The organism is Paenibacillus sinopodophylli, from assembly GCF_005930355.1.
GTDB classification, from domain to species: Bacteria; Bacillota; Bacilli; order Paenibacillales; family Paenibacillaceae; genus Pristimantibacillus; species Pristimantibacillus sinopodophylli.
In genome coordinates, this window is sequence record NZ_VDBO01000005.1 from 19,221 (window position 1) to 34,262 (window position 15,042).

Sequence of the window (15,042 nt, forward strand, 5' to 3'; positions counted from 1 at the left end):
ATGATGCAGCAGTCCGTATTCTTCTGAAACGTACCAGCCGCTCCATGCCATGCCAGTTGATGCGACTATACGATGTTGTACGAACGGAAGTGTAAGGATATTTTGTGGGAAGGCCTATGATATCGAAAGCGTTAATTGTTAGGTAGTAGTAGAAGGGAGAACGAATGATGAAAGGTTCAGGACTTAGTAAGGGAAGTAAGAGGGTTACAGCAAAGATCAGAGGTTATTTGATGGTGATAGCTATCATCTTATCGTTAATGACAGCCGGGGTTCCTGCATATGCCGGAGGAGATACTGGGAGCGGATCCAACCAACTGGTGGTGACTTATGACACCAACGGTGGCTCAGCAGTTCCCCCTCAATTTATGAGTTCTGGAGGTAAAGTGATTTTTCAGAGTATACCGACAAAGGAGTGCTTTAACTTCGAAGGCTGGTATTACGACAGTGCGCTGACGCAACGATACAATGCTTCAGATGCAATTACTAACAGCCTAACGTTGTATGCGAAGTGGGTGGCCTCGAGTACAAATGCACAATGCGGCAATGCTGCCTTAACCTCGACGATCGGTACAGTAAGTACCGGTGGGACGGTGAATGAGACCATTACTGTTCCGAGTGGCGTTAAGTTAGCTGCGCTGAAGGCAGCGATTACGCCGTCAGCGAATGCAACGTTCGAAATTTACAATGCAGATGGGATAACGAAAGCGACGACGCTGGAGACAGGCATGAAGATCATCGTCAGCCCGCAAGCTGGAACGAGTAAGGTAACGTATACGATAACAGTGAGTTCGCCGAATTTAGCATTAAATAGACCCGCATCGACTGACAGCGCATGCACCCCCTTACAAAATGCGGCCAAAGCCGTCGACGGCAGTGTGATTAATGACAGCAAATGGTGCTCCATGTCTAGCAACCGTTGGCTGCAGATTGACCTCGGTTCCGTGAAGCAAGTGAGCCAATTTGTCATCAAGCACGCATCGGAAGGCGGTCAGTCTGCTTCTTATAACACGAAGGCTTACAACATCCAAGTTAGCAGCAATGGTACGACTTGGAATACGGTGGTTAATGTAAATAATAATACGAGTGGCGTTACGGTAGACAATACACCGGATACGCAGGCCCGATATATCAGATTAAATGTCACGACACCTACGCAAACTTCAGATTCTGCGGCAAGAATATATGAGTTCGCGGTATTCGAGCAGCAAAATTTGGCATTGAATAAACCAGCGACGGTTGACAGCGTCTGCAACGCCTCGCAGACCGCGGCCAAAGCTGTAGACGGCAGCGAAATCAATGATAGCAAATGGTGCTCCCTATCCAGCAACCGTTGGCTGCAGCTCGATCTTGGCTCCGTGAAGCAAGTGAACCAATTTATAATCAAGCATGCATCAGAAGGCGGGGAGACGACCGCATATAACACGAAGGCTTATCATATCCAAGTCAGTAATAATGGCAAGGATTGGAGCACGGTAGTCAAAGTGACCAATAATACGAAAAGCCTGACGGTAGACGATATCACTCCAGTATCAGCAAGATATATCAAGTTGAACGTTACGACACCTACGCAAACCACAAACCTTGCTGCAAGAATCTATGAGTTCCAGGTATTTGGACCTTCAAATTTGGCTTTAAATAAGCCTGCAACGGTTGACAGCACGTGCAACGCCTCGCAAACTGCGGTTAAAGCCGTAGACGGCACCGTCATCAATGATAGCAAATGGTGCTCTAAGTCCAGCAACCGTTGGCTGCAGATCGATCTTGGCTCTGTGAAGCAAGTGAACCAATTTGTCATCAAGCACGCATCAGAAGGCGGGGAGACCGCCTCCTACAACACAAAGGCTTACAATATTCAGGTCAGCACTGATGGTGTGACTTGGAAGCAGGTAGTAAATGTAACCAACAATACGGGCAGCATTTCCGTAGACAAAATTGCTGCAGTATCAGCCAGATATATCAAGTTAAACGTTACGACGCCTACGCAAACCCAAAACGCTGCGGCAAGAATCTATGACTTTGAGGTATACGGACCTTCAAATTAGACGTTAAATATACCTGCTGCAGTAGCAAGTGCCTGCAACGCCTTGCAAACTGCGGATAAAGAAGTGGACGGCAGCATAACCCATGCTAACAAGTGGTGCTCCTTGTCCAGTAACCGTCTGAAAAAAATGTTGTTGTGGAGAGTATTATAATGGACGTGGAATAGTTCCAAAGTGGGTGTCCCAAAAGTCATAAAATGACGAGGGGCACTCTTTTTATTTGCAAAGATGATTTCCGAAATTCAGGAAAAAAGCAGGTAGACTCAGGACAGATTACTATAATGGAAATAAGAGACTTATATAGAGTCCATCTATTAGATATATACAAGAACCAAGGGATTAATAAAACGATTAATGGAGGCAAACTCGTGGGAAGATCATTCGCGAATTTGCATATTAAATCAAGAAACCTGGAGAAGATTGTCGAAGCATTAAGAGTACTAAGTGAAGAGCATGCCGAAGTATTAGGATTGCCAAATAATGAGGCTCAAGACTCCAAGTTTGTTATGTACATAAGCAAAAGCAACGAGAACTGGATAAGCGTGCTGCACGATTATTTTGTGTGAGGTACGGTGAAGAAAATCGGCGAAACGTTGTCTCGACTTATTGATGAGCCAGTTACGTTCCAAGGGGATAAAGAGCCTTTTTTCGTTATCAATTCGATAGGCGTTCGTTCCCTGCCGTTTGACAAACAGGATATTCCTTCCGTAGCTACCGTCGCGTGGTTTCAGTACGACGCTTTGATATTGAAGAAGCAACTTCAATAAAGTTTTCTTCTTAAGCTGCTTTGTTTCTGGCAAACGTCTGGCGAGAGAGGCGTCCTTGCGATAGCATAAACGGCACAAAAATAAGGTGCATTTTCGCGGCGACTCTCCCATAGCTTCAGTTGAATCGTAGTTTACAAAGATTATGATTGACACAGTGACATTCCAAATTTTATTATATTATTATACCTATATGAATAGTTGGATATATTTGAGGTTTCCTGGTAGGTTAAGTAAGCGATGATTACGAATGCATAAGATTTAAGCTGCTTTTGGCTACAAGGTTACGTGATATCTTCCAAAAAACGTGAATATCGAACGAGACACATTTTATCGCTGGCATGGGGGCTTCTGGATCTTAAAGTTGGTTTCATGCGCGGGCTAGTGAATGGAATCCCAGCATGGCCAAGTATGAATTGCGGTTTCACAACAATACCACATAGATCAGGAGAGGTTATCTTATGTCGGATTCAAGTAAAATCGTTCAAACTCTAAGTGCGTCTTCAGCTTATCAGATTGCCAATGTAACCAAGACTCCCCCGGTATTCGAGTCGATCACCCCAAGGTGGTTGACGCAGCTGTTTGAGTGGAAATCGTTAGAGACAGGAATATTCAGATTGATTAAAGTGAATGAAGGAGAGACAACACTCGACATCCTGTGCAGCGAGAACGACAATGTCACCATTGCTGAAGGCTTTGTTGATTACAATGCTAACCCGCGTGAGTATATCCTGAACTCGATTTCTACAGTTATCAATGTACAGACACGGGTATCCGACCTGTACAGCAGTCCGTATGATCTAATCAAGGATCAACTGCGGCTCGGCATTGAAAGTATTAAGGAGAGACAAGAGAGTCAGCTCATCAACAGCGATGAATACGGACTTCTGAAAAATGCGGCAAAGTCCCAGCGAATCCAGACACGCTTTGGTCCGCCGTCTCCAGATGACTTTGACGAGCTGATCTCGAAGGTATGGAAGGAGCCTTCCTACTTCTTGGCGCATCCGCGGGCGATTGCGGCTTTCGGCCGTGAGTGCACAAGACGCGGTGTTCCTCCTCAGACGGTACAATTGTTCGGATCTCACTTCTTGACGTGGAGAGGGATACCGATTATCCCGACAGACAAGCTTTTTGTTGATGGTCAGAAATCTCCAAAAGGAAAGGGAGGAAAGACCAATATCCTCTTAGTCCGTACAGGGGAGAAGAAGCAAGGTGTTGTAGGTTTATACCAAGCTGGGGTTCCGGGTGAGCAGTCTAAGGGGTTGTCCGTACGCTTCACGGGTATCGATAAAAACGGCATCGGCTCGTATCTTCTTTCCTTGTATTGCTCCGCAGCTATTCTCGCTGATGATGCAGTGGCGGTATTGGAGAATGTGGATGTAGGTAACTACTATGACTACCAATAAGTGGTTGCTGGATTCGGCCGTGCTCGAGGCACTTGCGAACGAACATTTTCCGGAATTTTCATCTTCGCCGCTTAGCGGAGAGAAGGCTTCATTGCCCGCATACGCACCTGCAGCATTGTCCTCTAAACCTGTCTTGCGTGAAAATGATTGGCTGCAAGTGATAGCGGACTTGTCCGAAGCGCACGAACAGCCGATTGTTCAGCAGATTTATCATCAACCTTTTGAAGGTGATTTCTCATCTCCAGGCTTGGGGAGTACTATTCCGCAACTAGGCTCAAAGTCTTTCGCTGACAGACAGAGCTATGCGCCTGTTATTGTACCGGCTTCAGGAATATATGCAGGTTCGTCGCAAGCTGGGTTCAATGTGAATGCGATACGCCACGATTTCCCGATTTTATCAGAGAAGGTGAACGGCAAAAACTTGGTCTGGTTAGACAATGCAGCGACGACGCATAAGCCTAAGCAGGTCATCGACCGGATCAGCTACTTCTATGCGCATGAAAATTCCAATGTTCATAGGGCAGCACATGAGCTCGCGGCGCGTTCAACGGACGCTTATGAAGGTGCTCGCGAGAAGGTCAGCAAGTTTCTAAACGCGCCTTCACCGAAAGAAATTGTATTCGTTCGCGGAGCGACCGAAGCTATTAATCTGGTAGCTAACAGCTACGGAAAGCAGCATCTTCAGAAAGATGATGAGATCATCATTTCGTGGCTTGAGCATCACGCCAATATTGTTCCTTGGCAGATGTTATGCGCCGAGACAGGGGCAAAGCTCCGTGTCATCCCAGTAGATGATACGGGGCAGGTTCTGCTGAGTGAGTATGAGAAGCTGCTCAGCTCGAAGACAAAGCTAGTGGCGGTTACGCATGTGTCCAATGCACTTGGTACGATTACGCCGATCGCGGAGTTGGTCAGCTTGGCTCATCGCTACGGGGCTAAGGTCCTTGTTGACGGCGCACAGGCTGTTTCTCATTTGAAGGTTGATGTGCAGGAGCTGGATTGCGACTTTTATGTCTTCTCAGGCCATAAAGTATTCGGTCCTACGGGTATCGGAGCACTGTATGGAAAGCCTGAAGTGCTGGAGGCGATGTCCCCTTATCAAGGTGGCGGCAATATGATTGTTGATGTTACATTTGAGAAGACGATTATTCATCCAGCACCTTATCGTTTTGAAGCAGGTACGGGCAATATCGCAGATGCAGTTGGGCTTGGCACTGCTATTGATTATGTGTCGGCTATCGGACTTGATACGATAAACAAATACGAGCATTTTCTGCTTGAATACGCTACGGAAGCGTTACATCGAGTGCCGGGCTTACAATTTATTGGCACAGCCAAAAATAAAGCAAGTGTGCTATCATTTGTATTATCTGGTTATACGACGGAAGAAGTTGGAAAAACGCTTAGTGGTGAAGGGATCGCGGTTCGATCGGGCCACCACTGCGCCCAGCCTATCCTGCGGAGATTCGGTCAGGAAAGCACGGTACGTCCTTCACTCGCATTCTACAACACATGCGAGGAGATTGATTTTCTTGCGTCGGTTCTTCTAAGATTGAAGAAGTTTTAAGCTTAATCGTGTAGGGTGAGGGGGAGTGGCCGGATGCGTTCCGGTTACTTCTCGTTAGCTCCCATTAATCGTTCTATAGAGGGGTAGAAGGAGGATAAGATGAGTAAAAACTTTCACGAGCAAATTGATCTTCTCGTTTCCACGATTGCTGCCAGCCATCGAGAGGTTCCGCTGATTATTTCGGTTGACTCCCACGAACTTCCCAACAAGGATACCGTTATTGAAATCATTCATTTACTTAGAGAACTGCTGTTTCCAGGATATTTCGGAAGGCAGAATATTAGTAACGCCACCATGGAGTATCGCATTGGAGAGGTACTGATTGAGGTACATAAGAAGCTATCAGAGCAAATCGACCGTGTTCTGAGCCATCATAACAATAGGCGTAACGAGTTTAGCGGGGAAGTGAAGCAATCGTCTGAGAAAATCGTTTGCGAATTTCTAAGCAAAATACCGATGCTGCGGAATGTGCTGGCGACAGATGTGCAGGCCGCCTTTGACGGCGATCCTTCTGCTAACGATACCGATGAGATCATCTTCTCGTATCCCGGTATTTTTGCGGTGAGTGTTTATCGATTGGCGCATGAGTTGTATTTATTGTCCGTACCGCTTCTGCCACGCATAATGAGCGAATATGCCCATAGCCTTACAGGGATTGATATCCATGCTGGAGCGACCATTGGGTCTTGGTTTTTTATTGATCATGGAACTGGGGTCGTTATCGGAGAGACGACAATCATCGGGAATCGAGTGAAGATCTACCATGGTGTTACGTTAGGTGCGCTCTCTACACGTGGCGGACAGGCGTTGTATGGTATGAAGCGCCATCCGACGCTGGAGGATGAGGTAACGGTATATTCCGGTGCTTCCATACTCGGCGGAGACACGGTGATCGGTAAAGCCGTTGTAATAGGCAGCAATGTGTTTATCTCAAAATCGGTACCGGCGGGTGCGAAGGTTACGGTAAAAAACCCTGAGCTTGTCATCAAAGGTAGCGAGCCACAAGAATTTAAGCAAGAGTCGATCATCGATTGGGTCATTTGAGGAGGTATGGATGATTACGAGTTGCAATAATCGATTTCCAACTCGAACTGGGAGTAACGGGTATTTGGGGAATTTTGATATGTTTGGAGAGCCGTACATATTCAACTACCGGCATTGGCTATATATAAGTGCTGGCGCACAAGGGGATCTCGGCGTATGGGGACTGGTAAAACGAATAGATAGTCAGTACCATATGCTAGTATATGGGGACTGGGGCTTTCATAGGAACAACGCTCTTGGAGGCAATATTCAGATACCTAAGCATCAGATTGAGGGATGGATCGAGCAGGCGATTCAGAATAATCGCTACGAGACGGTAAAGTAATCAGGGCAACCGGCTATTATAAATGTAGCATATGGTTTTATTGCCTCAGCATTGGCCGAACTCACACAGGGTTACATTTTCTCTGATGACGGTGCTTGGCATGGTGGACCCATTCCCCCTCCCATATTTGATTCACAATACTTCGTTCCAAGTAAAGCCAAATCCTTTGATAATGCTTCATGGTATGAGGGTTGCTTAGAAGATATTGTTACTGGTTATACTGGCAAGCCATTTGAACCCCAGTATCAGCTTTTTGAGAGGCATGAATTATCATCGGAGCAGCGATTAGTTTATTATCCTTCAGGCAGGTTATTTAGAGAAGGTCCAGCAAAAGAGGATCGATTATTAATAATGTTAAGTTGCTATGAAAAATTCCCTTATTTGTTCATTGATCGTACGTTGGTTATTGCGACGGAGGAGATTTTGACTAACCAAATGAAACTGATAGATATTACATATGGATTCAGAATATTCAACAACCCAATTGTGAAAGTACTAGAAGAATATGACAAATTGAAGACAGTTCTTGATCATCACGATACAAGCTTTTGGATCAACCCTCTGTGTATTAAAGATGGAGAAGAAATAAGAAAACAGATTACATAAACAAAGAATGCGAATTGTCTATATCTAGCTTTGATGTTCTTTAACTACGCATAGAATGGGATGTGCTCGACGGGGGAGGGCTGTAACCGGAGACGGGCTTCAACATCAAAATGTACAGAGCTTTATGAGGATTTTACAAAGATAGCTGCAGCTTTGCCTTGAAAGTCCGTGCAAGGTAAAAGGGGGGGGAGAGCAATGTCGGAGCACATATATAGACAGCAATTTGAAGAAATCATTCGTAATAATGAGTGGTTTATGTCCATATTGAGAGATGTACGTCTTTGCAATCCTCCAGATTGGTATGTAGGTGCGGGGGTCATTCGCAATATAGTCTGGGATTACCTGCATGGCTTGGTTGAAGATAACTATAATTCACGCGATGTTGATGTCGCTTTTTTTGATCCAAGCAACCTAACACCAGAACGGGATGCGGAGGTACAGCAGCAGTTGTCTGCCTTGCGGCATGATGTTCCTTGGGAAGCTACTAACCAAGCGGCTGTTCATCTCTGGTATGAGAGCGTATTTGGTTATTCCGTTCCTCCGTTGGAATCGACCGAGTCAGCCATTCGTACATGGCCTGAAACGGCTACGAGCATCGGTGTTAAACTGCTTGCGAACGACAGCTTGAACATTTATGTTCCATTTGGCTTGGAAGATCTGATGACCATGAAACTGCGTCGTAACCGAACCCGGATTTCGTTAGAGCTTTATCGAAAAAGAATTGCAGAAAAACAACCTGCTCAAAGATGGCCACGGCTTCAGATCATTGACGAGTATAACTAAGCGGAAGGAGAACGATATGCTTTGAATTGATCCCCCTTATGAAAAAAAATGTGTCCATCATTTCTGTGTCCGAACGTGTCGAGAAGCAAGCTGGGTACATTAGACAAGCTGGGTCTGAGCATTTCGCTATCACTAGTTTTGTAGTTGAGCCTTGTGAGGGCTAAATGATCATTCTATTGAATAACAAAACTTGCATATAAAATGCAGCAGAAATTTATGGTAATATAGTTGTGATAGATTACCATTTCATTTCATGGAGGCGCTTACTTTATGGACCAACAGTTGCAGCAAGAGGGGTATTTCGGGGAATTCGGAGGCAGCTTCGTTCCGCCAGAATTGCAGGAAGTGCTAAACTATTTGAGCGAGCAATTTTATAAGTTCAAAGACGATCCAGACTTTCAGGAAGAGCTTAGCTATTACCTGCGTGAATATGTTGGCCGCAAGAGTCCGCTTACGTATGCGGAGCGGTTGTCCAAAGCTTGGGGCGGACCCAAGATTTACTTGAAGCGCGAAGATCTGAATCACACTGGAGCGCATAAAATCAATAATGCCATCGGACAGATTCTGCTCGCTAAACGGATGGGCGCCAAGCGTATTATCGCCGAGACGGGTGCTGGTCAGCACGGAGTCGCAACCGCCACGGCTTGTGCCATGTTCAATATGGAATGTATCATTTATATGGGAGCTGAAGACATGCGCCGTCAGGCGCTTAATGTGTTCCGGATCGAACTGCTCGGTGCTACTGTCGTACCGGTTGATAAAGGTCAAGGTCGACTGAAGGACGCGGTGGATGAAGCGCTGGGTGATCTGGTTCGCAATTATAAAAATACCTTTTACTTGCTTGGTTCCGCAGTAGGTCCGCATCCGTTCCCGACGATGGTCAAGCATTTTCAGGCGGTCATTAGTGAAGAGTCTAAGCAGCAGATACTGGAGAAGGAAGGCCGGTTGCCTGATGCTGTGGTAGCTTGCGCAGGTGGAGGTAGCAATGCAATAGGTGCATTCGCGCATTACATCGACGAGCCGAGCGTTCGCCTAATCGGTGTTGAACCCGATCAAGCTCCGTCCTTAACGGAAGGTGTTCCGGGCATCATTCACGGCTTCAAATGTTTGGTGTTGCTGGACGAGGAAGGTGAGCCGCGTAAGACGTATTCGATCGCTGCGGGTCTCGACTATCCGGGCATCGGGCCGGAGCATAGCCATTTGAAGGTGACAGGGCGCGCCGAATATGCGACGGTTACCAATGAAGAAGTGCTGGAAGCATTCCAAGAGCTGTCTCGTACGGAAGGCATTATTCCTGCCCTAGAAAGTGCTCACGCAGTTGCCTATGCCAAGAAGCTGGCACCGAGGATGAGTGAGGATCAAATCCTTATCGTTAACCTGTCGGGCCGTGGAGACAAGGATGTCGAGCAAGTATTCCAGATGATTAAATAATAACGCCGGCCAGGAGCCTCCGTATTGGAGAATTTCCTGGCTTTTGTTCTATAATGGATTACATAGATGAACGAAAGAGGCGAATTAGAATGAATAACATCGTGTCGTTGGAATGGCTGAAGGAGAAAATAGGTGACCCGAAACTAGTTATCGCGGATTGCCGTTTTCGTCTGGACGATCCTGCTGCAGGACTTAGAGCATATGAAGAGTCGCATATCCCGGGCGCTGTTTATTTGGACCTGGAGAAGGATCTATCAGGTGAGGTGGAGGAGTATGGCGGACGCCATCCACTTCCGGATATTTTTGCAATGACTGTAACGTTCGGCAAGGCAGGTATAAGCAACGACTCCATTGTGGTTGCTTATGATGATCAAGGCGGAGCGATGGCTTCCCGGCTGTGGTGGCTGCTGAAGTATATGGGACATGAGCAGGTGTATGTGCTGGATAAAGGATTCTCGGCTTGGGCTCAAAAAGGGTTGGCGATAGCAACCGAAAAGAAAGTGGTGCAGCCTGCGTCGTATCTTGCAACAGTGCAGCATACTATGCTAGTTGAAATGGATGAGGTCAAGGAGCTGCTGGGCAGCGAGGGAGTCACACTTATCGACTCACGTGAAGCTCCTCGCTACCGAGGTGAGATTGAGCCGATCGACCGCATTGCCGGCCATATTCCGGGGGCAATAAACCGTTTCTGGAAGGACAGCTTAACGGAATCGGGTGCTTGGAAGGATGTCGCTGCTCAGTCTGAGCGGTTCCATGACTTGGACAGGAACGGCGATATAATCGTTTATTGCGGCTCCGGCGTCACAGCTACGCCGAACGTCATTTCGTTGCAGGAAGCGGGCTTTGCGAATGTACGGTTATATGCGGGGAGCTGGAGCGATTGGATTAGTTATGAGGGGAATGCGGTCGCAGTCGGAGACGAAGGAGAACCGCGTAAGGCATAACAGTATACAGATTGTGAATACATCGTCTTTGGGCCTGTACGCCCTGGCGGTGTATTTTTTATGCCCCGAAGTCAACACGGAGTCAACAATCTAGCCCTGAAAGTACTTACGCAGCGAGCTTACCCGGCCGGGAGATCATGTTTGTGTTTAAAAAAATTAGGCCTAGGTATGTCCAACTATAGTGGTGTTGCTTGCAGGCTATCGTATGTAAATCAACAATACAAAAGTATAAATTTAGCAATCAACATAGAGTCAACAATCGCTAGTGAATTGCAATAAAACAAGGATTAGCCCGCAGACAGTTTGTTCAACCGCCCGCAGGCTAATCCTCCGTTTATTGCTCTACTCGCTCTATTGTGCCAGCATGTTCAGCAGAGCCGTGACTGCCTCGGCTCTTGTTACAGAGGCTCGAGGGGCGAATTCGTTATCTCCTCGTCCTTGCATAATGCCTGTTTTATTCACAGCAACGACGCTACTTTTCGCCCATTTTGGAATATCCTTGTCGTCTGTGAACCCTGTTATCGCAGTCTCGTCGAGTGTCAACTTTAGCGCCGTTGCGATTATCGCCGCCATCTCAGCGCGTGAAATCTCCTTATCTGGACGGAAAGAGCCGTCAGTATAGCCTTTCATAATGCCCAACTCGACCGCTAACGAAACTTCTTTCTCCGACCAGCTTTTGATATGATCCTTATCAGTGAAAGTTAGTTCCGTCCCCGTTCCTTCTAGCTTCAGCGCATTGATTAGCATTACAGCAAACTCTGCTCGTGTTACGGTTTGATTAGGCCTAAACGTATTGTCAGGATATCCTCTAACAATATCTCTGCTAATTGCAATAATGTTGGACTCTGCCCAATGTCCCGATATATCGGTATAAGGTACTATTTTCCACTGCGCATACAGCGTCACATTCGCTGATCCCATGGTAAACGCAGCATTTGGCATATACTCTTTTCCGCTTCTATCAGCAGCCGTGTTCCAGCCTGCAAACGCATAGTCCGTTTTCTCCAAACTTCCCGTGTTGCCTAATAACGTTATCAATTCGTTTTGCCCATAAGACTTGTTATCCGTAGGTACGGTTCCTCCCGTGTTACCGTTACCGTTATAGGTTACGGTATATGTCGGGGCAGCCGGAACCGAAACTGGAGCTGGAACTCGAATGTATTGCGCGTACAGCGTCACATTCGACGCACCCATGCCGAACGTTGCATTTGCCGCATATGATGTTCCTGTTCCGTCGGCCGCCGTGTTCCAACCTGCGAAGGTATTGCCCGTCTTCACCAGGCTTCCTGTGTTTGCGAGTACGGTTACTGTTGCATGTTGCTCATACGGATTGCTATCCGTTGGCACGGTTCCTCCCGTGCTACCATTGTCGTTATACGTTACGGTGTATGTCGGGTTGACCGTCCACTGCGCGTACAGCGTAACGTTCGACGCTCCCATGCCGAACGTTGCATTTGCCGCATATGATGTTCCTGTTCCGTCGGCCGCCGTGTACCAACCTGCGAAGGTATTGCCCGTCTTCACCAGGCTTCCCGTATTTGCGAGTACGGTTACTGTTGCATTTTGCTCATACGAATTGCTATCTGTTGGCACGGTTCCTCCTGTGCTACCATTGTCGTTATACGTTACGGTGTATGTCGGGTTGACCGTCCACTGTGCGTACAGCGTCACATTCGATGTGATGCTGTACGTACCGCCTGGGGAATAAGGTGTTCCGTCCCCGTCGGCTGTTGTGTTCCATCCCGCAAACATATAGTTCGTTTTCACCAATCCTCCAGCACCTGGTACCGTTACGGTCGCGCCAGGTACATACGGAGTGCTATCCGTAGGTGTGGTTCCTCCAGAGCTGCCATTGTCGTCATAGGTGACGTATACGGGGTCATAGTTCTGCAATAGAACAGAGCCTACTCCCACAGCCACATAGGTGCTGCTACCGTAAATGACACCAGTAAGGAGATCTGTAATTCCCGAATTAGCATTCGTCCATGTCCTTCCGTCGCTAGAGGTCAAGATCGTACCCTTGTCACCCACAGCCACAAATTCGCTATCACCATAAGTGACATCTAGAAGGTTATTCGTACTGACCAATGGTTGGCTCGTCCATGTTATCCCGTCGGCGGAGGTCAAGATCGCACCATTGTCACCCACAGCCACAAAGGTTCTGCCATAATCGGCTGTGCCATTATAGGTTACGCTAATTAGATGTTCGGTGCCCGATGTTTGACTCGACCAAGTCGCTCCGTTGTTAGTAGAGGTCTCAATGGCTCCGTTAAGTCCCACCGCTACAAACACATCAACACCAACGATGTTAGCATAGGTGACGTCAAAAAGAGATTGTGTTGAGCTTCCAACTGATACCCATGTCACACCATTATCGGCCGAGGTCCATATCTGGCCTCCTGCGCCCCCCGTGCCCACCGCAACAAACATACCATTGAGGTATTCAACGGCGACGATATCTTCTGATCCGCCCATAGAATTATTGACCCAAGTACTCCCGTTGTTAACAGAGGTCAAGATTGTTTCATTGCCCCCAACCGCTACAAACATATTGTTGCCGTAAGCAACGTCAAAAAGATGTGTCGTTGTATCCGACGTTTGCTGCGTCCAACTCTCTCCGTCAGATGAGGACCAAATATTCCCACCATATCCTACTGCCATATACGTACCGTTTCCATAACTGACTCCATCAAGATAAGGCGTTTCCGTAGTTCGGTTTGTCCAATGTTCCAGAGAGGCTCCGAATGCAAAAGTAGGAATTATTGTTACAAGTATCAAGAGTGCCATTACCAAGGAAATACTTCGTCTGATCACTATTTCTCAAAACTCCTCTACTGAATTAAATACTATTTTTCAAACTACTATTTTGTCCATTTCAATCGACAGCCAGGTGTTGCGGACGCCGTATTGGAAGAGAATACGTTCCGGTTCCTTCACAACCTGTACCGGAAAAACGAGCCAGTTGGAGTGCCTGAGCCGCTCGTGCTGCTTGAATTGCTTGAACTACTTGAGCTATTCGTGTCGTCTGTAGCACTGACAGTACCGCTATTATTTAATAGTACCCCCTCCAGCAGAAAAACCGCTAATAATGAACAACCAGTCTTTTTCCATATTCCAATTACGTCTGTTATCCTCCCAAAATTGAGATGTGGCCCTTCGTTTTGTTTACGTATGTAAACAAGCAAGTGCAACAAATTCAATTTTAGCTTAAAACCAACAGGGTATTCTTAATGAAATCTTAACGAATTTAAAGACCTAAAACACAAGCAGGCATAACATGACTCAAATTCTAATTGTTGATGACCAGGCAGAAATTCGATTACTCCTGAATTTAGTTCTTCGGTATCTTAATTAGAAACACGGTCTCTACATTGGGAATACTCGTCAATTGAATGCTGCCATGATGTGCTTCGACGATATCTTTAACGATAGATAGTCCGATGCCAAGGCCTTCGCCCTTTCTTCCCCGATCTATACGATAGAATCGTTCAAAGATTCTTTCCTGTTCTTCTGCAGCAATACCTGGGCCTCTGTCCTTCACCGTTAGGCATACCGTCTTCTCTTTCTCAAACAACCCAATCTGGAGATACTCCCCATTCTTTCCATAACGAAGGGCATTATCGAGCAGGTTGCGGATCATCCTCTCAATTAGCGATGCATCTATAACGGCATACACTTCATTCTCCGGCAGTTCCACTTCCAGCAACAATTCCTGCTCGTCTATAACGAGAAAGTAATCAGAGGCGATCTTTCGAATGAGCTCGGATAAGTTGTGAGAAAAAACATGGATCTCCAACGTATCGGCATCCTGTCGCGAGATGTCCAGTATTTGATCAAGTAATTTGTCCATGTATCGGGAACGCTGGTGAATGATTTTGGCGCTGGTCTGCAGTTCCTTCTCATCTTTATATTGACCTGTTCGAATAATTTCGGCATAGCCGAGCATCATGGTTAGGGGAGTGCGCAGGTCGTGAGACAAATTGGACAGCAGAAGCTTGCGGTTGTTTTCTAATTGCTCGATTTGAGCGACTTGCGTCCGTATCCTTCGTGTCATGTCATTATAATGTCGAGTGAGATGACCGATTTCATCTTTGGATGTATCCTTGAGCTCCATTACGTTCGCTTGGATATTA

12 protein-coding genes and 1 pseudogene are annotated in these 15,042 nt (G+C 46.7%); 10 read left to right on the plus strand and 3 right to left on the minus strand.

From position 1 onward, the window contains the following. Positions 1 to 164 precede the first annotated feature (164 nt). Both FGT79_RS19150 and FGT79_RS19155 read left to right on the plus strand, forming a co-directional pair. Positions 165 to 2,042: a discoidin domain-containing protein gene (locus FGT79_RS19150; RefSeq protein ID WP_138754451.1), complete on the plus strand. Its 1,878-nt coding sequence runs from the start codon at positions 165 to 167 to the stop codon at positions 2,040 to 2,042. A 365-nt stretch (positions 2,043 to 2,407) separates the two neighbouring features. After that, complete coding sequence (locus FGT79_RS19155; protein ID WP_246096501.1) at positions 2,408 to 2,605, plus strand: hypothetical protein; 198 nt, start codon at positions 2,408 to 2,410, stop codon at positions 2,603 to 2,605. A 33-nt stretch (positions 2,606 to 2,638) separates the two neighbouring features. Here FGT79_RS19155 and FGT79_RS32595 read toward each other — a convergent pair. Beyond that, a pseudogene (locus tag FGT79_RS32595) lies at positions 2,639 to 2,917 on the minus strand (YheC/YheD family protein); the annotation flags it as partial. Between the two features lie 347 nt (positions 2,918 to 3,264). Between FGT79_RS32595 and FGT79_RS19165 the strand changes: the two are divergent. The 8 genes from FGT79_RS19165 to FGT79_RS19200 all read left to right on the plus strand — a co-directional run bounded on the left by FGT79_RS19165 (position 3,265) and on the right by FGT79_RS19200 (position 10,909). After that, on the plus strand, positions 3,265 to 4,209 hold the full coding sequence (locus FGT79_RS19165; protein ID WP_138754453.1) for a family 2A encapsulin nanocompartment shell protein: 945 nt from the start codon (positions 3,265 to 3,267) through the stop codon (positions 4,207 to 4,209). Then, positions 4,196 to 5,776 (plus strand): family 2A encapsulin nanocompartment cargo protein cysteine desulfurase, encoded by a 1,581-nt coding sequence (locus tag FGT79_RS19170; protein WP_138754454.1) that lies wholly within the window; start codon positions 4,196 to 4,198, stop codon positions 5,774 to 5,776. Before FGT79_RS19165 ends, FGT79_RS19170 begins: the two co-directional genes overlap by 14 nt. Before the next feature lie 99 nt (positions 5,777 to 5,875). Beyond that, a complete protein-coding gene (locus FGT79_RS19175) occupies positions 5,876 to 6,820 on the plus strand; it encodes a serine O-acetyltransferase (protein WP_138754455.1) in 945 nt (314 codons plus the stop codon). 10 nt (positions 6,821 to 6,830) lie between these two features. Beyond that, positions 6,831 to 7,145, plus strand: a complete 315-nt coding sequence (locus FGT79_RS19180; protein ID WP_246096502.1) for a hypothetical protein — start codon at positions 6,831 to 6,833, stop codon at positions 7,143 to 7,145. Between the two features lie 51 nt (positions 7,146 to 7,196). Next, positions 7,197 to 7,751 (plus strand): hypothetical protein, encoded by a 555-nt coding sequence (locus FGT79_RS19185; protein ID WP_138754456.1) that lies wholly within the window; start codon positions 7,197 to 7,199, stop codon positions 7,749 to 7,751. Between the two features lie 195 nt (positions 7,752 to 7,946). Continuing rightward, the gene (locus tag FGT79_RS19190) at positions 7,947 to 8,534 is read left to right on the plus strand and encodes a nucleotidyltransferase family protein (protein WP_138754457.1); all 588 of its coding nucleotides are present in this window, start codon (positions 7,947 to 7,949) and stop codon (positions 8,532 to 8,534) included. Between the two features lie 270 nt (positions 8,535 to 8,804). Next, the gene (trpB, locus tag FGT79_RS19195; RefSeq protein ID WP_138754458.1) at positions 8,805 to 9,965 is read left to right on the plus strand and encodes a tryptophan synthase subunit beta; all 1,161 of its coding nucleotides are present in this window, start codon (positions 8,805 to 8,807) and stop codon (positions 9,963 to 9,965) included. A gap of 89 nt (positions 9,966 to 10,054) precedes the next feature. Further along, positions 10,055 to 10,909 (plus strand): sulfurtransferase, encoded by an 855-nt coding sequence (locus FGT79_RS19200; RefSeq protein ID WP_138754459.1) that lies wholly within the window; start codon positions 10,055 to 10,057, stop codon positions 10,907 to 10,909. Positions 10,910 to 11,260: 351 nt separating this feature from the next. Here FGT79_RS19200 and FGT79_RS19205 read toward each other — a convergent pair whose 3' ends face one another. Beyond that, positions 11,261 to 13,723 (minus strand): InlB B-repeat-containing protein, encoded by a 2,463-nt coding sequence (locus FGT79_RS19205; protein WP_138754460.1) that lies wholly within the window; start codon positions 13,721 to 13,723, stop codon positions 11,261 to 11,263. Between the two features lie 517 nt (positions 13,724 to 14,240). After that, the gene (locus tag FGT79_RS19215; RefSeq protein ID WP_138754461.1) at positions 14,241 to 15,023 is read right to left on the minus strand and encodes a sensor histidine kinase; all 783 of its coding nucleotides are present in this window, start codon (positions 15,021 to 15,023) and stop codon (positions 14,241 to 14,243) included. Positions 15,024 to 15,042 lie beyond the last annotated feature (19 nt).